At 48.9% G+C, this 21,303-nt stretch carries 25 protein-coding genes and 3 pseudogenes; 15 read left to right on the top strand and 13 right to left on the bottom strand.

Features of this window, described 5'->3' with window-relative positions:
- Nucleotides 1-53 precede the first annotated feature (53 nt).
- The 4 genes from SCU88_RS19595 to SCU88_RS19580 all read left to right on the top strand — a co-directional run bounded on the left by SCU88_RS19595 (nt 54) and on the right by SCU88_RS19580 (nt 3,357).
- Nucleotides 54-833, top strand: a complete 780-nt coding sequence (locus tag SCU88_RS19595) for a hypothetical protein (RefSeq protein WP_175340903.1) — start codon at nt 54-56, stop codon at nt 831-833.
- 613 nt (nt 834-1,446) lie between these two features.
- Nucleotides 1,447-1,581: a hypothetical protein gene (locus SCU88_RS19590; RefSeq protein WP_431810048.1), complete on the top strand. Its 135-nt coding sequence runs from the start codon at nt 1,447-1,449 to the stop codon at nt 1,579-1,581.
- Nucleotides 1,582-1,669: 88 nt separating this feature from the next.
- Complete coding sequence (locus tag SCU88_RS19585) at nt 1,670-2,905, top strand: HD domain-containing phosphohydrolase (protein WP_175340902.1); 1,236 nt, start codon at nt 1,670-1,672, stop codon at nt 2,903-2,905.
- A gap of 113 nt (nt 2,906-3,018) precedes the next feature.
- Nucleotides 3,019-3,357 carry a DUF1508 domain-containing protein gene (locus SCU88_RS19580; RefSeq protein ID WP_175340901.1) on the top strand — a complete coding sequence of 113 codons (339 nt, stop codon included), beginning with the start codon at nt 3,019-3,021 and terminating at the stop codon, nt 3,355-3,357.
- A gap of 67 nt (nt 3,358-3,424) precedes the next feature.
- Here SCU88_RS19580 and SCU88_RS19575 read toward each other — a convergent pair whose 3' ends face one another.
- Entirely contained in the window at nt 3,425-4,906 is a 1,482-nt protein-coding gene (locus SCU88_RS19575; RefSeq protein WP_138099019.1) for a UbiD family decarboxylase, read from the bottom strand.
- A gap of 117 nt (nt 4,907-5,023) precedes the next feature.
- Between SCU88_RS19575 and SCU88_RS19570 the strand changes: the two genes are divergently transcribed.
- Nucleotides 5,024-5,905, top strand: coding sequence for a LysR substrate-binding domain-containing protein (locus SCU88_RS19570; RefSeq protein WP_175340900.1), 882 nt, complete (start codon nt 5,024-5,026; stop codon nt 5,903-5,905).
- Between the two features lie 15 nt (nt 5,906-5,920).
- On the opposite strand, the gene SCU88_RS19565 is transcribed toward SCU88_RS19570, so the two are convergent.
- The 3 genes from SCU88_RS19565 to SCU88_RS19555 all read right to left on the bottom strand — a co-directional run bounded on the left by SCU88_RS19565 (nt 5,921) and on the right by SCU88_RS19555 (nt 7,390).
- Nucleotides 5,921-6,445 carry a rhodanese-like domain-containing protein gene (locus SCU88_RS19565; protein ID WP_175340899.1) on the bottom strand — a complete coding sequence of 175 codons (525 nt, stop codon included), beginning with the start codon at nt 6,443-6,445 and terminating at the stop codon, nt 5,921-5,923.
- Nucleotides 6,442-6,759, bottom strand: a complete 318-nt coding sequence (locus tag SCU88_RS19560; protein ID WP_138099016.1) for an ArsR/SmtB family transcription factor — start codon at nt 6,757-6,759, stop codon at nt 6,442-6,444. Before SCU88_RS19560 ends, SCU88_RS19565 begins: the two co-directional genes overlap by 4 nt.
- A gap of 97 nt (nt 6,760-6,856) precedes the next feature.
- Complete coding sequence (locus tag SCU88_RS19555) at nt 6,857-7,390, bottom strand: SDR family NAD(P)-dependent oxidoreductase (protein WP_431810047.1); 534 nt, start codon at nt 7,388-7,390, stop codon at nt 6,857-6,859.
- Nucleotides 7,391-7,896: 506 nt separating this feature from the next.
- Between SCU88_RS19555 and SCU88_RS19550 the strand changes: the two genes are divergently transcribed.
- Nucleotides 7,897-9,561, top strand: a complete 1,665-nt coding sequence (locus tag SCU88_RS19550; RefSeq protein WP_175340898.1) for an AAA family ATPase — start codon at nt 7,897-7,899, stop codon at nt 9,559-9,561.
- A gap of 20 nt (nt 9,562-9,581) precedes the next feature.
- On the opposite strand, the pseudogene SCU88_RS19545 reads toward SCU88_RS19550, so the two are convergent.
- Nucleotides 9,582-10,612: pseudogene (locus tag SCU88_RS19545) on the bottom strand (tyrosine-type recombinase/integrase).
- 428 nt (nt 10,613-11,040) lie between these two features.
- On the opposite strand from SCU88_RS19545, the gene SCU88_RS19540 reads away from it, so the two are divergent.
- The 3 genes from SCU88_RS19540 to SCU88_RS19530 are packed head-to-tail and all read left to right on the top strand — an operon-like array spanning nt 11,041 to nt 12,910.
- Entirely contained in the window at nt 11,041-11,952 is a 912-nt protein-coding gene (locus tag SCU88_RS19540; protein WP_175340897.1) for a hypothetical protein, read from the top strand.
- Between the two features lie 4 nt (nt 11,953-11,956).
- Nucleotides 11,957-12,283 (top strand): STAS-like domain-containing protein, encoded by a 327-nt coding sequence (locus SCU88_RS19535; RefSeq protein ID WP_175340896.1) that lies wholly within the window; start codon nt 11,957-11,959, stop codon nt 12,281-12,283.
- A gap of 9 nt (nt 12,284-12,292) precedes the next feature.
- Nucleotides 12,293-12,910: a hypothetical protein gene (locus SCU88_RS19530; protein WP_175340895.1), complete on the top strand. Its 618-nt coding sequence runs from the start codon at nt 12,293-12,295 to the stop codon at nt 12,908-12,910.
- 6 nt (nt 12,911-12,916) lie between these two features.
- On the opposite strand, the gene SCU88_RS19525 is transcribed toward SCU88_RS19530, so the two are convergent.
- From SCU88_RS19525 to SCU88_RS19500, 6 genes are all read right to left on the bottom strand, one after another.
- The gene (locus SCU88_RS19525; protein WP_175340894.1) at nt 12,917-14,092 is read right to left on the bottom strand and encodes an Arm DNA-binding domain-containing protein; all 1,176 of its coding nucleotides are present in this window, start codon (nt 14,090-14,092) and stop codon (nt 12,917-12,919) included.
- The gene (locus SCU88_RS19520) at nt 14,047-14,256 is read right to left on the bottom strand and encodes an excisionase (RefSeq protein WP_431810046.1); all 210 of its coding nucleotides are present in this window, start codon (nt 14,254-14,256) and stop codon (nt 14,047-14,049) included. Before SCU88_RS19520 ends, SCU88_RS19525 begins: the two co-directional genes overlap by 46 nt.
- A complete protein-coding gene (locus SCU88_RS19515) occupies nt 14,246-14,617 on the bottom strand; it encodes a LexA family transcriptional regulator (protein WP_175340893.1) in 372 nt (123 codons plus the stop codon). The genes SCU88_RS19520 and SCU88_RS19515 overlap by 11 nt, the downstream gene beginning before the upstream one ends.
- 262 nt (nt 14,618-14,879) lie before the next feature.
- The gene (locus SCU88_RS19510; protein WP_175340892.1) at nt 14,880-15,176 is read right to left on the bottom strand and encodes a phage tail assembly protein; all 297 of its coding nucleotides are present in this window, start codon (nt 15,174-15,176) and stop codon (nt 14,880-14,882) included.
- 55 nt (nt 15,177-15,231) lie between these two features.
- Nucleotides 15,232-15,537, bottom strand: a complete 306-nt coding sequence (locus SCU88_RS19505; RefSeq protein WP_175340891.1) for a phage major tail tube protein — start codon at nt 15,535-15,537, stop codon at nt 15,232-15,234.
- On the bottom strand, nt 15,443-16,654 hold the full coding sequence (locus SCU88_RS19500; protein WP_175340890.1) for a head maturation protease, ClpP-related: 1,212 nt from the start codon (nt 16,652-16,654) through the stop codon (nt 15,443-15,445). The genes SCU88_RS19505 and SCU88_RS19500 overlap by 95 nt, the downstream gene beginning before the upstream one ends.
- 126 nt (nt 16,655-16,780) lie before the next feature.
- Between SCU88_RS19500 and SCU88_RS19495 the strand changes: the two are divergent.
- The 6 genes and pseudogenes from SCU88_RS19495 to SCU88_RS19470 all read left to right on the top strand — a co-directional run.
- Nucleotides 16,781-16,951, top strand: a pseudogene (locus tag SCU88_RS19495) (HD family hydrolase); the annotation flags it as partial.
- Nucleotides 16,948-17,205 (top strand): hypothetical protein, encoded by a 258-nt coding sequence (locus tag SCU88_RS19490; RefSeq protein WP_431810045.1) that lies wholly within the window; start codon nt 16,948-16,950, stop codon nt 17,203-17,205. The pseudogene SCU88_RS19495 and the gene SCU88_RS19490, both read left to right, overlap by 4 nt.
- Nucleotides 17,198-17,356 (top strand): annotated as a pseudogene (locus SCU88_RS19485) (baseplate assembly protein); the annotation flags it as partial. The gene SCU88_RS19490 and the pseudogene SCU88_RS19485, both read left to right, overlap by 8 nt.
- Nucleotides 17,357-17,402: 46 nt before the next feature.
- A complete protein-coding gene (locus SCU88_RS19480; protein ID WP_431810044.1) occupies nt 17,403-17,900 on the top strand; it encodes a phage tail protein I in 498 nt (165 codons plus the stop codon).
- On the top strand, nt 17,897-19,393 hold the full coding sequence (locus SCU88_RS19475; protein WP_175340888.1) for a phage tail protein: 1,497 nt from the start codon (nt 17,897-17,899) through the stop codon (nt 19,391-19,393). The genes SCU88_RS19480 and SCU88_RS19475 overlap by 4 nt, the downstream gene beginning before the upstream one ends.
- A 1-nt stretch (nt 19,394) precedes the next feature.
- Nucleotides 19,395-19,832, top strand: coding sequence for a tail fiber assembly protein (locus tag SCU88_RS19470; protein WP_175340887.1), 438 nt, complete (start codon nt 19,395-19,397; stop codon nt 19,830-19,832).
- Nucleotides 19,833-19,884: 52 nt separating this feature from the next.
- Here the strand turns inward: SCU88_RS19470 and SCU88_RS19465 are convergent, their stop codons facing one another.
- Both SCU88_RS19465 and SCU88_RS19460 read right to left on the bottom strand, forming a co-directional pair.
- Nucleotides 19,885-21,012: an acyltransferase family protein gene (locus SCU88_RS19465; RefSeq protein ID WP_175340886.1), complete on the bottom strand. Its 1,128-nt coding sequence runs from the start codon at nt 21,010-21,012 to the stop codon at nt 19,885-19,887.
- 13 nt (nt 21,013-21,025) lie between these two features.
- On the bottom strand, nt 21,026-21,292 hold the full coding sequence (locus SCU88_RS19460; RefSeq protein ID WP_175340885.1) for a helix-turn-helix transcriptional regulator: 267 nt from the start codon (nt 21,290-21,292) through the stop codon (nt 21,026-21,028).
- Nucleotides 21,293-21,303: the final 11 nt, after the last annotated feature.

The following is a 21,303-nucleotide window of genomic DNA, read 5'->3' as shown; positions in this document are numbered from 1 at the left end:
GCTACATCGAAATGTGCGTAACCGGCCGCCGGAGGTAACCCGGAGCGAATCCGATGGCTACACTAATGCATTTAAAAGCCTGGCCGATAATGGAAACCGGCGCGCCGGATAGCGCCACGTCACCAGGCGGTAATCAACTCAGAGTTAATCAGATCACGGATACGATGAAACAGACAATCTTTCATGGCCACAGGGAAAGCCCGACGGACTTCGCGGCTGGAGATGGCAATGGTGGGCAGCAGCCGGTGCGCTACGCCTTTGAGACAGTGGCATTGCTGTACGATCCCGCCAGGCGGGAAGCGGCCAGCGTGCAGTTTGATAAACTGGCTCGCGCCGGTCAGCGGCGTGCCAGGATGGTGATGGTTCCTGCCGTGGGCAATACGCCGCTGGAGCGCTGTAGCGGGCTGTTGACTAGTGCTCTGGATCAGCAGTGGGGGAATCTGCTGGTGCTGGAAAGTGGCATTCACTTCAGCGCCGATCGCCGTGCCTTGAGGAGGCTGAGCAAGTTGCTGCATCACCTGCCTTATCTGGAGTGGCAGGGGCTGATTCTGGGGGCCAGCTATCAGCAGATAGCGCCGATTTCGGCGCTGCCCGGCGTGGCGCGTATTGGCGCTGCGGACCAGCTGTGCGCCTGGGGTGTCTCCGGCGATTATCTTCCCGAACTGCTGGAAGCCAGCCACCAGGCGCTGGTACGCGGAGAAACCGGCTATGCCGGATGGCAGTCGCTGTTTACCCGGGACTGCTGGCTGGGAATGATGCCCGGGTTTGCCCGAATGCTCTCCCCGGCTCCGGGGGAGTCTCTGCCCGAGGGTAAGGCTTTACCGGCCGCCTGAACCCTGGTGATATCACGCGGCGCTGTGGATTTTGCCGTGCCGCGTTGTCATTTTGTGCTGAAGAGTCGGATATTCATAACGCGCCGGTAAAACCATTTATCTTTCACTTCACTACTAATCACTCGGGGTAATAGGTTATCCTCGCAAGCAAATAGCCATTAATTTAAAGCCTTTTCTTAATTCATTTTTCCGCATTATTAATAAATCGCGTCATTTGTAACTTCATCGTTATTTTTATTAACGTTAAATGTTTCTGCGCTCACGGCTTTTTCTGATAAGAAAAAAACTAAAGTAATCTGTTAGTCTGCTATCGTTTCGGGTAGACTTTTAGGCCGTTTTTTGGGTTGCTATCTTGTGGCCTTTTGTTTATATGAATCATTTATGGAACATTACCCGGTGGGAGCTTATTATCTCCGCCATGACTATCATTGTTGTTAGTATCCTTATATCCACGGGCGTTCAGTGCTATAAAAACTATATAAATGACATCAAATCAGTCATGGTGCTGGATACTGATAACATTACCTTAAAAATAACCTAAACGATTTTAATGAGGTAAAGTGAAAAGTCTATCAAGACCTGGATACGATTGCCGCTATTCTTACCCGCGGAAATGAAGCCAGCGTCCAGCGTGGCGGAGAAGATTGAACGGATTGCCCGGCGACTGTCACGGGCTATTGATGCCAGTCCGCAGATTCCTACCGGCGTTAGCATCGGCATTTCCTGTATTGAGCACGGGTGGCGCTGACCTTTAATCGCGCCGATAAAAAGCTCTATCGGGTTAAAAACAGAGAAAAAATAGCTTCCTACTCTAAGTTCCATCGTTGGTGATCATCTTGAAAATTGATATTAACCGGGCGCTGATCGCGGTGTCCAAAACAGAGGAAAATTTTACCAGCACTCCTTCGTTTCACGGTATCAATGTTGGCTTTATGTGCTACCGGCTGGCGTTGACGATGGGTAAGCCAGAGCCTTTGTGTCAGAAAGCGTTAATTTGCGGTCTGCTGCACGATTGCGGCGTTTCCAGTCAGGATGAGATTCGACGGTTGCTGAACGATGAAGTCGACGTGGGCGTCGACAGCCAGCACAGTATTCGCGGCTACAGGATGCTCCAGGAGTGTGCGCCGTTGCGGCAGTTCGCAAGGCCAGTGCAATATCATCATGGCGACTGGCGGAGAGCACGCGACGGCGGTCTGACGGAAGAAGAGTGCTTTTTGTCGTCCATCGTGAATCTCTGCGATCGGCTGGACGTGGCCTGCCGCAAAACCAGGATCTTCGATTTGCTTCAGCACGGCCAGGAGTCGGAAATCGTCATTGAGCCGGTTTATGATTATCTGATCGCCAACAGCGACTGTGCGGCATTCTACCCGGGCATTCTCGCGGCGTTGCATGAGATGATTGAGGTTGACGATTTCTGGTTCTACTTCCGCGCTCACTATATTGAGACCCTGATCCTTAAGCAGGATCTGAATGCGCTGTTTCCGGCGCAGACCCGTCAGTACTTTATTGATATCGCCCAGTTCTTTTCACGGATTGTCGATAATAAAAGCACCTATACCTATCAGCATTCGCGTAAGGTGGCAGAGCTGGCGTTCTTTATCGCCAGCAAAATGGGGGTGGATGAGGCAGGCCGGTATCAGATTTTCGTGGCCGGGTTGTTGCACGATGTCGGTAAGCTATTTACCGATGAAGAGGTGCTGAACAAAAAGGGGCGGCTCGATAACGCCGAATATAAAACCATTCGCCGCCATGTGACCGATACCCGCGCCATCCTGCGCTATATCCTGGATTCTGAAAAGGTCGTGACCTGGGCTGCCGATCACCACGAACGGCTGGATGGGTCGGGCTATCCGCTAAGGAAGCGGGCAGGGCAGTTAGCGCTGGAAAGCCGCATTATGGCGGTGGCCGACGTCTTTCAGGCGCTGTGTCAGCACCGGCCCTACCGCTCATCGCTGACGCTTGAGCAGGCCATCGCTATCGTTAACGATGAAGCGTCCGGCGGTAAACTTTGCCCCGAAGTCGTGGCGGTATTTAACCAGCATGCCCGGGAATGCTACCGGATTGCGACCTGATGCGATCTGCCTGGAACCGCGAGTAACATACTGGAAGCGGTACGTTTTCTGTGCATACTGTTTAAGGGAAATCGCAAACTCTTTGCGCCATGGCCTTATATTAAGGAGTTCACATGTCTGGATGGTTCGAGTTAAGTAAAAGCAGCAACGATCAGTTCCGGTTTGTTTTAAAAGCCGGTAATGGCGAGATCATTCTTACCAGCGAGCTGTACACCACCAAAAGCGCGGCTGAAAATGGGATTAAATCCGTTCAGACCAACAGCCCGCAGGATGAGCGTTACGAGAAGAAAGAGGCCAGTAACGGCAAGTTATTCTTCAACCTGAAAGCGGCTAATCATCAGGTGATTGGCACCAGCCAGATGTACGCTTCGCCCCAGTCCCGGGAAACGGGGATTGCCTCGGTGAAGAGTAATGGCAGCAGCGAGAAGATTAAAGATCTGACCTCTGCCTGAGCCAGAGAGACTCAAGCCCGCATAGGCAGTGCCATGCGGGCTTTGTGCGTTTAACTAACGCCGTCGGTTATTTTTTAAAGTAGTCCGGCGCCCACGGGCGGGGATCGACTTCCATAAACGGCGCCCGCTCAAAACGGGACTTCAGCGCCCAGGGTACCGTACAGTCGAATATCGTTTTACTGGTGATACCCTGCCCGCGAATCGACGGGCTGTAATCCGGCATCTGGGACGGATCCAACTGGTGCCCTCTGACTCCCGGAATATTAGTGATGCTGACATCGCCCTGCATGCGGGTGGTCATAGCCCACAGAATATCGTCGCTGTCGAAGATATCGACATCCTCATCAACCAGAATAATATTCTTCAATTCCGAGTAAGTCGCCAGCGCAATCAGCGCCGCCTGGGCCTGGCGCCCCTCATCGGACGGCTGGCGTTTTTTCACCTGCAGAACCCCCAGGAATTTACCGCCGCCTGCGGTATGGGCGTAAACATTTTGCAGGAAGCCGGGAATAGCCGCATCGACGGCATTCCAGATACTGGCTTCGGTTGGTAATCCAGCCAGAGTGGTGTGCTCCTCGCCCGGGCCGACCAGAGTCTGAAGAATGGCCTGGTGACGCATGGTGACCGCTTTGACCTTAATAACCGGCAGCGACGGGTTGGCTTCACCGCAGTAACCCGGGAATTCGGGCATGGCGTGGCCGGTATTGGTGTGTTGATCTTCCCGGACTCGCACCTCTGGCAGCAGCTCCCCTTCGATAATAATTTCGGCTCTGGCGATGGCTTTTTGTGCAACGGAAACCCCCTGTACCAGCTCGACCGGCGTCTGGCGCAGCGCCCCGGCGACGCCGAGTTCGTTATAGCCAAAGGGCGTGGTGGGGGCTTCAAAGCAGGCGCCGATGTAGATGGCGGGATCGAGCCCCATATTGATGGTGACCGGCAGCGGTTTTCCGGCCTGTTCCGCTTTCTGACGGAAGACTTCGATATGACGCCCGGCGGCAAGGAACATCGAAAGTTCGTCGCGCTCCTGTACGCAGAGGCGGTGAATCGTCACATCGGTGAGCGAGGCGTCTTCAGGATCGCTGGCTAACACCAGCCCCAGGCAGAAGAACGGACCGGCATCGATGGGGGTATTGGTTGGGGCGGGAAGCAGTTTACGCAAATCGAAGTCGGGGTCGTCAGCGTAAAAGACCTGTTCCTGACAGGGAGCCTGTGAGGCAGGCACCACCACGGGAGCGACGGGATTTTTGACCGCCTGACCGACGTGCAAAGCCAGTTGGGAAGGCTCACACCCCAGCAGCAGCGCGGCCCGCTCGCGACTGGCGTGCATCCCCACCAGAATGCGCGAGTGGGGATAGCCTTTGATGCTGTTAAACATCATCGCCGGGCCGGTGCGGGTAGGGCGTTTCACTGTACCACCCGCGCCGATGTGCCGGTATACGCCCGCCAGTTCGGCATTCGGATCCACCGGATGATTCGTTTCAATAAACTGACCGTCATGCTGTTGCAGCAGCGCGATGGCGCTACGCAAATCCTGAACCTGATTTTCCATATATTCCTCCTTCAAACCGATGGGATCAGTGTGATTCGAATAAGGATTGCTATCAATTGCATCATTTATGCAATATTGATAAGTTTTTTATAATCAAAAGGCGAGGGGGGACAGACGATGCAGTTTCGGCTGATGCGCAACTTTATTACAGTGGCGGAAGAGCTTCATATGCATCGGGCGGCGGAGCGGCTGAACATGGCCCAGCCTGCCCTGAGCCAGCAGATTAAAAGCCTGGAGCAGCGGCTCGGCGTATCGCTCTTTTCCCGGGCCCACCGGCGCTTAACGCTGACCCCCGCCGGTGAAGCTTTTTTGCAAAAGGCGCGTATGGCGATTGAGATGGCCGACCAGGCCGTGCTGGAAGCCAGGCGTACGGCGCGGGGAGAGCAGGGGGTGCTGAATCTGGGCTATGTCTCCAGCGCCATGTTTAATGAAAAACTCCCCGCCATGCTGCGCCAGCTTCGTACCCGCTGGCCTGACATCCGGGTTTCACTGACCACCGGCGACGTTCAGACGCTGTATGAAGCAGTACAAAACTATCGTCTGGATATAGCGGCGATCCGCGCCCCGCTTGCAGCAGTGCCGGATGAGCTGGTGGTGCGGCCTTTCTTTAGCGAAAAAACCAGACTGGCGCTCTGGGAGCAGCATCCGCTGGCGAATGCCACGGCGCTAACCCTGGCGTCACTGAAAAATGAAAACTGGATAACCCTGACCGATCCCGACGGTATGGGGCTGGAGCAGTATTTTACCGATGCCTGCCGCCAGGCCGGCTTTCAGCCGAAGGTGGTGCAAAAGGTTAGCGATGTGCCCACGGTGATAAGCCTGGTCTCGGCGGGTTTCGGCATTGCGCTGCTTCCTGCTTCCGTACAGGCGATTCGGCTCAATAACGTCGTCTATATCGATACGCTGGATCGCCTGGTTCAGAGCGAACTGGCGCTGGTTTATCATCGGGCGATCCGCTCCGAAGTGCTGAAAAAGTTTCTGGGGCAGATTCAGGAATGATAAGAGCCCACCGGCTTAGCGCCGGTTCCAGGGCATTTTTTCCAGCAAAATCGCCATACCGCACCAGCCGCTGATACCGGCAAAAGTCAGTCCGGCGCCGACAAAGGCGGGTAGCAGAAAGAACCCAGGGCTGATGCTGTAACCGGCGATGACTCCCGCCAGAATAAGGCTACCGGCGGCGATTTGTACCTGGCGCATCAGGGGGAGCGGCTGTTTGCTGACTTTCACCGTTGGCAACCCGGCCTGCTTCCAGGCGTTGATTCCACCATCCATTAAAATCACCCGGGCGGGCTCAGTCAGACGGGCAAGAGCATCCGCATTTTGCCGGGTTCGCGAACCGGCCTGACAGTGAAAAATCACCGGTTGAGCAGGGGAAGATCCCGCCAGTTTTGCGCCTGCCTGGATCTCTGACAGCGGCAGGGAAATGGCGTCAGGGATATGCTCGCGGCGAAACTCGTCCCGTTCACGGATATCGACAATCAGCGCGCCTTGCTGGTTAATCTGCTGAATTTCTTTGGGTAATGCGCTGGTAAGACTCATTGTTCTGGCTCCGGGCAGTAAATCGCTTTCAGGGTCGCGACAATTTTCTGAACGGCGTCGTCAATGATGAAGTAGTTCATCCGCTGCGCCTGGCGACGACCCTCAATCAGGTTTTCCTCTTTCATCCTGGCAAGATGCTGCGATGTTGCAGACGGGCTTAGCCCAATAAGCCTGCTGAGCTCACCGGCCGGAGTGCCGGGGGCGTCAATTAGCGTGCAAAGAATCATCAGCCTGCCGGGGTTGCTCATGGCATTCAGTAGCGCAGAGGCTGCCCGGGCGCTCTCTTTAAGCTGGGTGAGGTTGCTTTCGGTCATTTTATTTAGAGAATGCTAAATTAAGGAAAGTCTAAAATACAGGAGGATGAGGAGAAGGGGAAGCGTTACCGAAGTAAAACTTCGGTAACAGGAAAGATTAAATCGACATACCGCCATCGACTGAAAAGGTCGAGCCCGTTACGTAGGAGGCTTTTTCTGAAAGCAGCCATAACACGGTTTCCGCTACATCTTCAGGCTGACCGATACGCCGCATTGGAATCATGTCATCAAGCAGATGTGCATCTCCACCGGTCGAACGCATGTAATTTGGCGTTTCGGTCGCGCCCGGGCGGACCGCGTTGACCCGAATACCAGGGCCCGCATACTCCTTTGCGACTGCGCGCGTTAAACCTACATTCCAATGGCGTATATGAGGGGGAAGCGTGAAAATCTGGATATGGTATATTTTCTGGTAGAAAAACAGCTTGAACCTTACCTTGTCTTCATTGAAAGCCACCCTATCGATTGTAAAGAGATACAGAATGAAGTCTGTAAAATCGTTTTTAACTAAACTGGCGTCCCATTCTGTAGAGGGGCTTATTACAGCTGTTTCCGTTTTTCTGGCTATGGGATCTTTTTTCTGGTTTGACAACATATGGGCAAAGTTGAGTGGCTTTGCTGTCTCTCTCATTGCAGGTTACTTTCTCAGCTATCAGGCTGCAAAATGGCGCCAGTCGTAGTGGTTTATACAAGCGTGTTTTGCTGTAACCGGGGATAGATCACTTAGTTATTTACGGGATTGGTTTTGCGGATATCATCTGGTACGTTTTGGATCCAAATTCGCGTTTAATGCCTTTGGGATCGCCACTAAAAGGCAAGCGCAGGCGCGACGGCGTCAGAGACGGTATAATTTTGGTCGACAACCAACTGAGCTGATTCGCATTTTAATTCAGGATTAAAATTTCTTCTTTTCATTGGAGAACCAGTGGTGTTCTGAGGTGAGCATATCATCTCTGTTCAGGTGGCCAAATTCAGTGAACCACTACAACGAAAACTACACCGTCAAGCTGAAGGATATGTATGAGAGGACTCTGTGTGCAAATGAGTATATACTGTTTAAATAACCATGTTTAATTTATGGGGATTGCATGGTTAATTAAGTTTCTTGTTAATAGAAAAACTTGTTATGGAGAATGTATGAAACTTTCTGCGATCTATATCAAAAATTTTAAAGGGATAAGCGAAGAGATAAAAATTTTAATAGATAATGTCGTGGTTTTGATAGGTAAAAACAATAGTTGTAAGTCGACGATACTAGATGCGTATGAAGCCTATTGCACCTTGGGTTCCGGGAGCCGTAGTCTTGATGATTTTCATAATAGAGATGAATCACTTCCTATAGAAATTACTGGTTTGTTTACTGAGGTTGATGAGGATGATATAAGGCAGATCGGGCAGGAATGGTTTCATGAGGAGCTTGATGGTTTTAGACAATGTTCAAAATTCAAAATAATTTGGGAAGACGCTGAAAACGACGGTAAAAAACTTAGTTTTAGTAATCAGACCAATGATTGGAAAGCAGGAGGCGCTGGAGGGTGGAATTCAATTTTATCAAGTAGATTACCAACTCCTATAAGAATAAATCCAAATGACTCTCATGTTGCTTTAGAAACTATAGTAAAAGATTTAATTGCAAGTAATGCCGTTGAGAAATTAAAAAAAGATAAATCGAAAGCGGCAGGTATAATCGCCGAAATTCAGGTTTTAGCAAAGGAAATTGAAGCTGATTTATTAGATAGTATCCAGGATATAAGTTCTGGTATTGAAGAGAATGTTGATTCGATGTTTAAAGGCGTAAAGGTTAGGTTTGAGACAGGGGTAGGAAAGTTTGAACCAGAAAAAGCGATTAAAGAAGGTAGTCGCTTTATTTTTGATACTAATGGTTGTAGTTCACCTCTTTCACACCAAGGTTCTGGTGTACAACGCGCATTTCTGTGGGCTGCCATTAAGACTTTGTGTGGTAAAGGACTCCTTAAAAAGGGTAGGAAAGCTATAAGCAATGAAAAAGCTAAAATTTTATTAGTAGATGAGCCGGAAATAAATATGCACCCCTCAGTAGTGCGATCTGTACGTGATGCAATTTATACCTTAGCTGATATAGCTGGGTGGCAAGTAATTTGCACAACGCATTCTCCTCTTTTTATTGATCTTACTCGTTCACATACAACCCTCATTAAAGTAACTAATATTCAAAGTAATTTAAAATATTTCCAAACTGAGAAAAATACTTTTACTCCGGATGAAAAGGAAAATTTAAAAACACTAAATAGATGTTGTCCAACAGTTAATGAATTTTTCTTCTATGATAGTTCGATATTGGTGGAGGGGGACACTGAGTTTTTAGCCTACAATCATATCTTGTTTAACTCTGGCAAAGAACATGAATATTGTGTCATAAATTGTAGAGGGAAAGCGAATATACCAACTTTCATAAAAATATTAAATCAATTCGGTAGTAAAGCGATAGCAATACACGATTTAGACCAGAAGTTCATTGAAGGTGATAGAGTAAATGCAATGTGGACAATAAATAAAAGGATTCGGGAGGCGGCAGATCTTTCTAATGGCAATATAATTACTGTTGCTCATCTCCCAGATTTTGAAGGGCACTATTTAAAAGAAAAACCTAAAAAGGATAAGCCGTATAATATTTTCTGTCATTTATCTTCAGAAGACTTTAATATAAATGATAAATATTTATCTTTAAGGAGTAGCTTGAGCGATATTGAAAGTGGTATTCACCTTGGTTTGTATGCAAATTGTGATGCTATTGATGCTTGGGAAGGGGTTGAATTTAATTGACCCCTTCAAAAGAATTAAGGCTATGAAAGATATATAAAGTTGCCCCACCATTGCATTAGTTTTTCTCGTTGTTCAAGGTAAAGAGAGCGATTATACGCTCTCCTTACCTCATTTTTATCTGCATGGGCCAAGGCAGCTTCTATAACATCAGCATTGTGCCCAGCTTCATTCATCGCTGTACTTGCTATTGAGCGTAATCCATGTGCAACTAGCTTACTTCCATAACCAATTCGTTTTAAGGCAGCATTAGCCGTTTGGCTATTCATTGGATGCTTTGGATTATTCCTGCTAGGAAATATAAATTCACGATGAGCGCTAATTGGTTTCATGATATATAAAATATCAATTGCTTGAGACGACAAAGGAACAATATGTTCGCGTTTTGCCTTCATTCTCTCCGCCGGTATCGTCCATAACTTCGCCTCGAATTCGATCTCTGACCATCGAGCGCTAGAAGCCTCAGAAGGGAGCACAAGAGTCAGGAGCTGCCATTCAATCAGACCGGTGTTAACAGCGTAAATCATGATTTCGTTAATACGTTGTACTAAGCGGCGAACGGTTTCGAGTGCGCCACGCGCTTTAATCGGCTCCAGCGCTTCAACTAATGTACGCGCTTTTATCTCCTGAACCGGGATCTCACCAATGGTCGGAAATATATCTTTCTCTAGCGAGCGCCAGATATCTTTCGCGTAATCGGGTGTAACGTTATTGCGCTTCATGGCAAACCAGTTTGCGGCCACGTTTGAAAAAATACTATCTATCGCGATCTGTTTCTGCTACCTGCTCGGCTTGTGTTTGCGGGTCGATGCCTCTAGCTAATAAAGAAAGATACTTCGCGCGCAAACTTCTAGCTTCGGCCAGAGACAGGGCGGGGAATGCGCCGAGGCCCATCATGGGGCGCTGTCTTGTTGCCGGTCTTTGGTAGCGAAAGCGCCACAGCTTTTTGCCGCTAGTTTTCACCATAAGGAAAAGGCCGTCGCCATCATGTAGCGTGAGATCTTTATCAGTCGCTTTAGCGCGTATTAGTAAGGGGGCGTGTTGTCCGTGCCACTGTGGCCGCTCCTTCGTGAATTGGTGTACGTTTTTAGGTATACATCCTATCGTATACCTAAACGTATACCAATAATCACCGGATTTAGCCGGGTGTTCTCGGACAACGACAGACACAAAAAAGCCCGCAGGGCTTGCGCCGTGCGGGCTCTTAGGACCTCATCGGATGACTCTGGTAATCACCGATGGAAGATTTTGGTGGAGCTGGCGGGAGTTGAACCCGCATCCGTAGTTAATGCAAGTGAATGAAAATTAAGATTTTCATTTTTTAATAACTCTGCGCGTGCATTTTATGTGCATATTGGTGTCCGTTTGGCGTCCCTCAACAGTGTGCTGGTGGAGGATTTTTGCTAAGAGGCCTGCGAGGTACAAAAAACAGTAAAAATAGTGGATAATCTGGGTCACTTACTATTGATCCATAATATCCATATGACAACACTGGTGCCACCAACGAAGTTTTGCATTTATTCAGATGAGTCTAGGGCTGGAACCCTGAGATTTATCAATGCGATAGAGTCGATTGGTGTGAGGAAAAAAAGTAAGGTAACTGTCGATTTAAGTAAGGTTAAATTTGCTTCAGCAGCGGCTTCAGTGCTCTTTTTCGCCATCGTTAACAGAGCCCAATTTCTTACCAAAGATCCTAACTTTATTCGTTTTGTCTGGCCCAAGAAAGATGAAAATCCTGAGGGACACCGCTGGATCGTCAGTACCGGCCTTTCTAGAGCATTGCTTGCCGGTACAGATGAGAAGCTAAAAATGCTTACTCGTGAGGAACGTTACTTTCAGTCCGCTGTCGAACCCTTTGAGCACATTATTGATACAGTCGTCATGTTGCAACAGAAGGCTGTCTTGAATGATGATCAATTAGGGCTCTTACTCACAGCTATTAGTGAGGCTCTTTTGAACGTTTCGCATCATGCCTATGAAGATGATGCCTTTAAGGAGGACATACTGCTACTTAAGGGCAAGCGCTGGTGGCAATGTGCATGGTTTAATCCAGATGAGAACAAGGTTGTTTTCATAGTCTGTGACCTTGGCTTGGGGATTTTTAAGAGTTTCGTACAAGAAGACGATGGTTTTAGCGTTCAAAACGAAGTATCTTCTATAAGTAGAGCTATGCTGGTAGGAGAGTCTCGGTTTGTTGGCTCTGGCCGTGGGAACGGCTCGGAAGACATCAAACGTCCGATTGGCGTAGGATGTGAAGATGATGAGACATTACTGATCTTAACAGGGCATGCTCGCTACAACTATAATTCTAAAGACAGGTCTCCTCGGTGTGAGAGGCTAGCTGAGTACATACCAGGAACTTTACTACAGTGGTCGTTGGTTCCCAGGAGATGATTTTATGAGAAACATCGTCATTGCGAAGGAGTTCTCCAGAACACCATTTGGGCGCTATACAACTGATAGCCCCAACAGTGCTGAAAGGTTCCGCCGGGAGCTCCTGGTTCCTGCGCTCAAAGGTGAAGAAAAGGAGGTCGTGGTCGACTTCCGGGGTATCGCTTTGGGTGTTGGATCATCGTTTTTGGAAGAGGCTTTTGGCGGATTAATCCGAAAAGAAGGCTTACCGAAGGCTAACATTAAGGCTCGTCTTGTTATAAAAAGCGATGTTCCGTTCTACAAAGAGCAAATTTACAAATTTATTGATATGGCTCAACCGGAAAGAGCATAAGGGCAATCGTTGATCAAAGAAGCACCAGTATCTTTTTTTGCTCAGTTAGGACAGTATTCGTGGTGCCTTACACTAATTGGCCTCTGTGTCGCCTTGATCGGGTGGCGAGTTGCTTATAAAAATTCTATAAGGCTCGCTACTCGGTCGGAGTCTAAATCCATCATTGATTCAGTATCGAAGTTGGTGATTGAAATTTCTGATCTTTCGATAGACTTTTGGTTGAATAAGTCTTCGCCGATAGATGCGAATATTGATGCTGAGCAAAAAAATAAAGAAATAAGAGCAAAAGTTGATCAGTCCTCAAGCTACTTGTTCAATGTGTTAGCCAAGGCTCAACAGATATCAAAACTTTCGGAAGTGTTATCCCTCCGTGGTCTTTCCATTCCTGATAATTTTCTTTCAACTGTTCTTGAAAAAACAACATTGGATTGTGAAACGGCTTATCAAATGGATCACGAATTTCGGACTGAACGATCTCAAGAAATTGTAAGTGCATGTATGAATGTTATTCATAAACTTTATGAAACTTTCCAGTTCTATCATCCTCCTGCTAAACAGGAAACATTCACGAGGATGATTATGAGGAAGTTCTCAGAGGTAGAAGACTGGCATGATGGGATGAAATAAAGGCCATCACTGGCCTTTAGCTATTATATTAGTGTTTCCATCGTAGGCTGCCAAATAAGTTCCATAATGTCTAAACAGCATTTCTGGCCCCTTGTGCCCCATCTGCCCGGCCAGCCAGAAAAGGTTAACGCCTTGGCTGATATGCCGCGTCGCGAACGTATGCCGCGTCTGGTACGGGTTACGATAGCGGACCCCGGCTTTTTTCAACGTCGGCACCCAGGCCTTTTTACGAATGGCATCAGCATTAGCCCACGGGGCGCCAGTTTTCGGATCGCTGAAGATGTACGGGCTTTTCATAAATGTTATGGCCTTCTGGGCCTGAAGCGCCTGCAGTGCTTCGTTGTTCAGTTCAACATTGCGGGTACCGGCTTTAGTTTTTGTCCCTTTGATTACACCGGCGACGCTGGCGTTTTGCACGTGTGCCGTGTTGCCAATGAAGTCGATATCATCCCAGGCCAGCGCGCATAGTTCAGAGCTACGCAACCCCGTATTGAAGGCGAAGCGGAACAGGTTTTCCCACTCCTGATATCTGCAGGCTGAATAGATAGCGGCCGTTTCCGCCGGTGCGAACGGATCCACTTCATAATCGTCATCATCCGGCACGTTCTCAACGACGTGATAACGTGATGCGCTGACCAGGGTAACAGGATTAACCGCCAGCAGGCCGTCTGTTACAGCCTCATCGAGGGCGCTACGCAAAAATGACAGGTTATTCCTGATCGTTTTTAGCCTTGTCGTTCGCGATGCGATCCAGTTTTTCAGCACGCCGGGCGTTAATTCCGCAACATGCATTTTATGAAGCCCGGAAAGGGCGCTCATGCATTTCTTATAACCGCCTATTGTTGACGGTGAAAGATTCCTGTTTTCGCAAATATTAAGATACTCGTCCAGATACGCTTTAATATTTTTTGTTTTCTTTACCCCTCCAAATATTTGAAGTTTTTTGGATTTCGGAAAGTATTTAGCATATTCAAAATCACCAGTCGCGATTTTATTCTGAATCTCTCCCAGTAAGCGTTCAGCATATTTTATTCCACGGGCATTCACTTCGATTCTGGACAGGGGCTCCCTGCAGAGAACCCCTTTGTATGTGAATGTGATTACCAGTGTCGAACCGCTTTTATTATGGCGCTCCGTTATGCCGCGTGGGAGTGATAGGGATCCTTGTTTTTTCTTGCCCATCTTGTGACCTCAGTTAAGTCAATCCACCGCTCCTTTACGCCATCGATCTTTAATACGTGGACACCTTCAAGCCACAAACCGCGCTGGATCCGCTTATTAACAGCTTCCACGGTTTCGCCGGAATCCCGGCAGTAAGTTGAAATAGGTACGCATTCAAGATTCACGATCCACCCCCGAAACTCTTAAACCAAAATTCTCGACAGCTTTGCATACATCACGTTCATACCGGCAGTGCTGAAATACTCCCTCAAACCAGTATTCTGGATCACAGGTTCTGGGCAGTTCTATTTCACTCCTGGCGGTGACCGTGATACCGCGAGAAACTCCGGGGCGAAGGGATATAGCCCCTTTGCGCTCCAGTGCCTTCAGGTGTTCTGCTGCGGCATTGGCTGAGCGAAACCCCATACCAGCCGCGATTTCGGAATTTGTGGGTGGCATACCGTGCCGGGCTGTGTACTGGTCTATGAATTCCAGAACCTGCCGCTGGCGATCGGTAAGGGCACCTTTTGCGATTAACTTGGCCATGGTCTTTCTCTCCATACAGGCCCGGCTGCACCCGGGCTACTTCTTCAGATATGCACAATTACCGCACCCGCCGCGAGCGCCCTCTGTGCAACTGCGGCAGCGGTCGAAATGGTACTGCCGCTGGTTAATATGGTCATACTGCACTGCATTGCTCCGTTCCAGTTTCTCGACATACGCCAGCATCTTTTCAGCCAGCCTGTATAACTCACAATTCTCTCTGTCTGCCGGGTCGCTGTAGTGGTCTTGCATTGAAATGAAATGATCACGCAACGATTCTTTCTCTTTCACGCTTATCGGGCGGAAGCATAAAAACGTTAAAGGCGTCCAACAGTTGGGCATAGTCTGCTGCCGTCAGTTGCAGAACGTCTGCTTCATTCAGATTGCACAGCTGCGCAATCATACGAAGTTCTTTTTCCTCCTCCACGCCGCGATCCTTCGCGTAGGCAATGCGGTCGCGCACCAGTGGTTCACGCATAGTGACCGTATTCAGCGCCGCGCCATTCTCCAGCGTGACCGGGGAGTACAGGTTAATCGTGACGGTATCACCGGGAAAATTCATGATATTTGCTCCATAAAAAAACGGCCCGCAGGCCGTTGTACATAGTCAGATCAGATTACAGCCGCACTTTTGCCGCCAGGCCGGACAACATATCGGTGCCATTAACCCGGCGCATAAAGCGCTCGGTATCGATTTCAAACAGCGAGATGCCATCAAGCGTCTGTTTGTAATAGCTGACGGCAATATCGACCGTAACCGCATTTTCCGATGTTGTTGCGTTAGACCGGGCATCCGGCGTCACCGTCATCACAAAACCCTCGATCTCCTCAATGGTCCCTTGCGCCGTACCATTCGACAGGTAGCCCTGATACGCAGTGAACCGGGTAGCCGTTATACGGGTTATCCGCCTGCGCCTCGGCATAACCGGCACGGGACATCACCGCAGCGCGGACGGAATCCCCTACAATGTTGCCGTTGCCGGCATGGAGGTGAACCGCGCCCGGTCCGGCGCTCGGCGTGGTCCCGGCAGCCAGGGCAGACAGCAACTTGCTGCGCGCCTGCTCAGCGTTACAGCTCATATCCGCGATACACTCCGCTTTCAGGCTGGCGAATGCCGGAAACTGCTCAAATACGGCAGAAACATCAGCAACCCGCTGGGCGTTTGCCTGCTGCATATTCTGCTGCAGCTGTGCGGCCAGGGCACTGATATCGATATTCCCCATCAGGGGCTGCTGGGCCTGCTGCTGTGAAGCCTGCCCTGGATTCTGATGCTCCCCCTGGATTGAAGGCTCTGTGCCATTCTCCCCTTTCGGTTGCGGGCGGTTCTGTGCGGTATGCGCGCGCGGCGTAAACAAATTTTTGATTTCTTGAGGCATATTTCCAAAATCCTTCAGTTTATTTTCATTGATACAGGCCGCGGCCTGCAGTTCTGGCTCCAGCACATCCGCGAAGCCATTCGCCAGCGCTTCGGCGCCATTCATCCAGGTTTCTGCTTTCAGCATCGCCTCCAGAGCCTCCTGCGACAGCCCCGTTTTTTGCATATAGGCGTTTAACATCAGCGATTCATTACGATCCAGCCAGTCGGCATATTCCCGCATATCGTCCGAGTCACCGGCGACCCCTCCCCAGGGTTTGTGAATCATCATCCAGGCGTTTTCCGGCATGTGGACCGTTGCACCAGGAAGGCAGGCAATCATTGAAGCCATGGAAGCCGCGACCCCGTCGATCCAGATGTCCACTTTTGCCGTCAGGCGCGCCAGGGTGTTATAGATGGCGAAACCGTCCATCACGTCACCGCCCGGACTGTGGATATGCAGGTCAATGGCGGCGGCCTCGAATACACCAACTTCCCGGCAGTCGCTGGCAAACCGCTGGGCTGAAACGCCCCAGGCACCGATAACATCGTAGATGTAAACTTCAACCCGCCCGGCAGCCAGCGCGCGGATCTCATACCAGCACTGCCCGTTAACAGCATCCACTCCGGCCAGGCTGGCGCGGGGGTTAATCATCGTCCCGCGGCGCGGGGTTTGTGGTTGCATTGATAGTCGCTCCTTTATCGTTGGCGGCGTCAGAATCGAACACCAGACCGTTATCGCGGTTGTAATCAACCTCGCGCTTACGCTGTCGCTTAACCTCCTGGGGATTCTGCCCGCGGGCGCGTACCCATTATGCTAGCGACAGAGCGCCGGGATCTGGATCTTGATGATGGTTCTTTCTGGCCAATTCTTGAGGGGATCGCCCCTTCCGCTGATGTTGCCATTATCCCGCTGAAGCCCGGGCAGGCATACGGCGCCTTCCTCACTCGCTTCAATGAACTGACCGGGAGTGTCGAATGAGCTACTTACATCCGATGGACGTTCATTTAGAGCGTAGGGAACGGGTTGATGGCATTGTCATCGATGTTTTTGATGAAGATGGCGATCAGCAACTGACGCTCCCCGGCGAGCTTTCTAATTCTGGTGCTATCGCGGTCATCAGGGAAATAAACCGAGCATTTGAACTGGGAGTGCAATCAGGCAAGCGCCAGCGCAGTCGTGAGTTTCTAGCTCTGTTGAAAGATGGGGAGGCCCGCAGCAATGGCGATGAGTGAATTAAGCGCTATTTATGCCGCTCTGCAACAGGCGGGTGTTACCCGGGTGAAACTGACCAGTCCGGCGGCAGATATTGAAAATGCCGCCGGCAGGGCACCCTGGTGTGCGAATATCAATGTTACCCGCATACAAGGGGGCTCTGATGGCTAAATTCCGTTCTTTACTCCCACCGTCAGCGATAACAGCTGAGCGGTCTATGGAACAGGCCAGTACTGAGCAGATCACAGCCATTAATACCAGTATGGTCCGCCAGGTGAAGAGCGCTGATGACTGCCCGGCGCATCTGTTGCCCTGGCTGGCCTGGGAACTGGCTGTCGATTTCTGGGAGGACACATGGACAGAAGAACAAAAACGGCAGGTGATCCGGGATGCGGCGTATGTGCATCAGCACCGGGGAACGGCCGGAGCGGTGAGGCGTTCACTCAGTGCTGTCAGCCTGCCGACGACCGTTATTGAATGGTGGCAGGAAACCCCGAAACGTGAGCCCTATACGTTCCGGGTAGAGGTTTACAGCCACGACGAAATTAATGCGGAGCTATATGACCGTATTCGTCGGCAGGTAAACAAGGCAAAGAATTTACGTAGTTACCTGAGCTCTATTGATGTGATCGCTGATATCGGTGCGACAGGTAGCTATTTCATCGGTGGCGCAATTACTGCGCATATTGATATCGATATTTATCCGGGGGAATGATGTCAGAATACCTTTCTATTATTACTGACCAGGGAAAAGATCTGGAGGCCGCGGCCAAAGAAAGTGGCACGCAAATAGAGTTACAAAAATTTGTTGTCGGTGATGGTTCAGGAAAGCAGGTGACGCCTGATCCCGCCCGAACTGCGTTGGTTAACGAAGTTTATCGCGGTGATATTTCATCCCTGAAGGTTTCTCCGGATCAATCCAGTCAGTATATAGCTATGCTTGTCCTGCCTCCTGATGTAGGTGGGTTTGTTGTGCGCGAAGTGGGGCTTCTGACGTCTGACGGGGTTCTTTATTCAGTCGGAAGTAGCCCTGCTATTGAGAAGCCGAATGATGGCGTCAGTGTTAATCTACAGTATCGCCTTGCTGTGTCGGAGACTGAAAGTATTACATTACAGGTTGCAACGGGGGATGGGCTGTTTCTCCGGCAGGATGAAAATCTTAACGACGTTAACGATAAAGCAGAGTCCCGCAAAAATCTTGGTCTGGGATCTATGGCTGTCCAGAATGCTAATGCTGTTAATATAACCGGCGGGTCAGCGACATTAAACAATTCAGCATCTAATCCGTTAACGGTAAAAAGTCAGAGTCCGTGCATAAAATTTGAAGAAACGGATACTGGTAAAAGTTACTGGATGGTAGTTGATGGGAGTAACATTCGTTTACATCAAGATTCCACCGCAGGAACTGCAATTTATACCTGGGATTCTGCGAGCAGCATATTTACTATTGCTGGTACAGTTAGATTATTGAGCGCGCTATCAATGTCATCCGGTGGGACAGGAGCAACTACGGCGTCAGGTGCCAGGAGTAACCTCGGTTTGGGTACTATGGCTACGCAGAACAGTAATTCAGTCAGTATCACGGGTGGTAGGGCTGTGTTTGATTCCTCTGCCTCGCTGCCGGTTGTCCTGCAGGGGTCATCACCTGCACTCAGGTTTACGGAGACTGATACTGGTCAACAATATTTTCTGCTGGTAGATGGCAGTAATATTCGTCTTGATCAGGACTCTACGGCAGGAATCAGTGTTTTTTCATGGAGCAAAAACAGCAAGTCTTTTTCCATTGGCGGCTCTGTAAATCCCAGTGATTATTCAAATTTTGATTCTCGCTACCAGGCAAAGGGTAGTTACTACACTACATCACAATCAGATGCACGTTATCAGTTAAAGAATTCGGCTGCGAGGTCTTCAAGCGGATGGTTTAAAGACGCCAGTACAGGAATGATTATCCAGTGGGGTACAGTGACAGTTCCTGTATCATCATCGGCGACATCTGGAGTTTCATTTTCATTTCCTACATCATTTCCTAATGCAGCACTATCAATTACCGCCACGCCTGCAAGAACTGGAGTGTCAGTAAGTGGGAATGTGGCTGTTGTGGCTGTGCCTTCTTTTACATCTAGTGGTGGAAGAATTACTGTTGATACCAATCGTGGTGAGGCAATTTCTATTGCACAGCCAATCAGATACATAGCAATCGGATATTAAAATGAATTATTACTCTGCAACCACCAATGGTTTTTACTCATCTGAAAATGAACAGGCGTTTCATGAGTCCGGCAACTGGCCTGATGATGCTGTGGCTATTTCTGATGCCCTCTATAACAAAATGATGTCTGGTCAGTCGGCGGGGATGGTTGTAGTTGCATCTGATTCCGGGTTACCGGAGTTACAGAAATCTGAACAGCCAGAGCCAGCTCAAGAGGCACTTATAGAAGTTGCTGAAGCCGAAAAATCCCGCTTGCTGAGCGACGCAACAGCGATCATCGCCCCACTTCAGGATGCTGTCGACCTCGGCATTGCTACTGATGACGAAACCGCTTCACTGGTAGCATGGAAAAAATACCGGGTCATGTTAAACCGTGTTGATACCAGTATGGCTCCGGATATTGAGTGGCCAGCAAGCCCTAAGAAATCAACAAAGTAATTATTGTTAAGATGGCACGGCTGATAAGTTTTATATCAGCCGTATTGAATTTTTATCGGGCGATCCCTTCGCTCCGCTTCTGCAGGTTATCTATCCTACCTAATTTTAACTTTATCCACATCGTGAATCTAACCTCAATAAGCTTGTGTGTTATATGTGATATGGCGATGGATATAAGAAACGATATAATAGATAACAGCAAAATCATAGGCATAGAGATTGCGTATTTTCCAAGTCTTTTAAATATTATGTAATTTATAGTGTTGTGTGATAAGTAAAGCGAAAAGGATATATCCCCTAAATATATAAATGCTTTCGGTATGTGTTTTTTTATGATTTCGTTTGATAATGCAAGTGCTAATATCAACACACCAATTGTTCCACCCAGTTTAGGGCTGAGAATTGGTAAGTGTCTGGTGAATACACCGTATGCAATTGTGGGGATTAATATGATTGAAATCAGTAGGGATATCTTCTCTATCCAATTGGGGTTATAATTCTTTTTAATTACTAAGAAAAGCCAGCCGGACAAGGCACCAATAACAAAATCAAGGATGATTGGGTTAGACATTAATCCAAATGCGGCATGATTAACATCGTATCCTGATGGGCTTAATGTCGGGGCCTGTCCAAAAACAAATGGTATCAGGAACACTACACAAGCCGCCCATGATATGAGGGCGGCCATCCGCTCCCTTAGTAAAAGACAAAGGGAGAATGCAATGTAAAAATACAACTCATAGTTTAATGTCCAGCGAACATTATACATTCCACTATCATCAATATAGTGTGGCGCGGCGTTTGCGTCATAAACTGTAAACGTTAAAGCGCTAATTAAATTTTCTGTTTTTGATTCATAGTGAAATGTACTCATTGCACCCATAGAAAAGAAGGCAACAAGCAAAAAGAAATAATAAAGGGGTATTATTCTTGTTGCTCTATTTAGCAGGAATTTACATGATGATTTCCATCCGGCATCATATGCTTGGGTTGTATACACCATAATAAAACCGCTAATAACGAAGAAAATATCCACCCCCATAAAGCTCCATCCAAAGATAGAGTGCCAGTATCCTAGAGTATCTGGTTCCAACCATGCCAGTCTGTAGTGATAATGAAAGATGACTACGAATAAAGCGGCTAGTCCTCTAAGAACCTGTAAAGAATCTAATTTTTTCATTTTATATACAAAATTATTGATTAGTGATAGCTCCAATGTTCCGCATTTTAGACAGAACTCGCTCTAATTCGTCGGGAGTCAGCGCGAGTTGTGCAGCTATGTAGAACAGAATATGCGGCGACATCGCTCGCGGTGATTCCCCGCCGGTGTATTTTCGCCACTGGCTATTACTGGCTACGCCAGCCAGATCGGCCATCTGAGCGCCAGTGTAGCCCAGAACCTCTTTCAGTCGGTTCAGATCGTCAGGAGAGGGAGGGGTGTAGTCGTTAATCAGTCGCATATGTCACCAAA

This window comes from Jejuibacter sp. L23, from assembly GCF_050815825.1.
GTDB classification, from domain to species: Bacteria; Pseudomonadota; Gammaproteobacteria; order Enterobacterales; family Enterobacteriaceae; genus Jejubacter; species Jejubacter calystegiae.
The sequence above is the reverse complement of the archived record's forward strand: the minus strand, read 5'-3'. Positions and strand labels throughout refer to the sequence as shown.

Excerpts from the sequence above, each read along its gene's own strand:
- SCU88_RS19550 (WP_175340898.1), top strand. The coding sequence starts at position 7,897 with ATGAAACTTTCTGCGATCTATATCAAAAATTTTAAAGGGATAAGCGAA.
- SCU88_RS19580 (WP_175340901.1), top strand. The coding sequence starts at position 3,019 with ATGTCTGGATGGTTCGAGTTAAGTAAAAGCAGCAACGATCAGTTCCGG.
- SCU88_RS19540 (WP_175340897.1), top strand. The coding sequence starts at position 11,041 with ATGACAACACTGGTGCCACCAACGAAGTTTTGCATTTATTCAGATGAG.
- SCU88_RS19535 (WP_175340896.1), top strand. The coding sequence starts at position 11,957 with ATGAGAAACATCGTCATTGCGAAGGAGTTCTCCAGAACACCATTTGGG.
- SCU88_RS19475 (WP_175340888.1), top strand. The coding sequence starts at position 17,897 with ATGATGTCAGAATACCTTTCTATTATTACTGACCAGGGAAAAGATCTG.
- SCU88_RS19575 (WP_138099019.1), bottom strand. The coding sequence starts at position 4,906 with ATGGAAAATCAGGTTCAGGATTTGCGTAGCGCCATCGCGCTGCTGCAA.
- SCU88_RS19560 (WP_138099016.1), bottom strand. The coding sequence starts at position 6,759 with ATGACCGAAAGCAACCTCACCCAGCTTAAAGAGAGCGCCCGGGCAGCC.
- SCU88_RS19555 (WP_431810047.1), bottom strand. The coding sequence starts at position 7,390 with ATGAGAGAGACAGCAAAGCCACTCAACTTTGCCCATATGTTGTCAAAC.
- SCU88_RS19460 (WP_175340885.1), bottom strand. The coding sequence starts at position 21,292 with ATGCGACTGATTAACGACTACACCCCTCCCTCTCCTGACGATCTGAAC.
- SCU88_RS19465 (WP_175340886.1), bottom strand. The coding sequence starts at position 21,012 with ATGAAAAAATTAGATTCTTTACAGGTTCTTAGAGGACTAGCCGCTTTA.
- SCU88_RS19595 (WP_175340903.1), top strand. The coding sequence starts at position 54 with ATGGCTACACTAATGCATTTAAAAGCCTGGCCGATAATGGAAACCGGC.
- SCU88_RS19490 (WP_431810045.1), top strand. The coding sequence starts at position 16,948 with ATGAGCTACTTACATCCGATGGACGTTCATTTAGAGCGTAGGGAACGG.
- SCU88_RS19565 (WP_175340899.1), bottom strand. The coding sequence starts at position 6,445 with ATGAGTCTTACCAGCGCATTACCCAAAGAAATTCAGCAGATTAACCAG.
- SCU88_RS19515 (WP_175340893.1), bottom strand. The coding sequence starts at position 14,617 with ATGGCCAAGTTAATCGCAAAAGGTGCCCTTACCGATCGCCAGCGGCAG.
- SCU88_RS19505 (WP_175340891.1), bottom strand. The coding sequence starts at position 15,537 with ATGCCGAGGCGCAGGCGGATAACCCGTATAACGGCTACCCGGTTCACT.
- SCU88_RS19510 (WP_175340892.1), bottom strand. The coding sequence starts at position 15,176 with ATGAATTTTCCCGGTGATACCGTCACGATTAACCTGTACTCCCCGGTC.
- SCU88_RS19480 (WP_431810044.1), top strand. The coding sequence starts at position 17,403 with ATGGAACAGGCCAGTACTGAGCAGATCACAGCCATTAATACCAGTATG.
- SCU88_RS19470 (WP_175340887.1), top strand. The coding sequence starts at position 19,395 with ATGAATTATTACTCTGCAACCACCAATGGTTTTTACTCATCTGAAAAT.
- SCU88_RS19525 (WP_175340894.1), bottom strand. The coding sequence starts at position 14,092 with ATGGGCAAGAAAAAACAAGGATCCCTATCACTCCCACGCGGCATAACG.
- SCU88_RS19500 (WP_175340890.1), bottom strand. The coding sequence starts at position 16,654 with ATGCAACCACAAACCCCGCGCCGCGGGACGATGATTAACCCCCGCGCC.
- SCU88_RS19590 (WP_431810048.1), top strand. The coding sequence starts at position 1,447 with ATGAAGCCAGCGTCCAGCGTGGCGGAGAAGATTGAACGGATTGCCCGG.
- SCU88_RS19570 (WP_175340900.1), top strand. The coding sequence starts at position 5,024 with ATGCAGTTTCGGCTGATGCGCAACTTTATTACAGTGGCGGAAGAGCTT.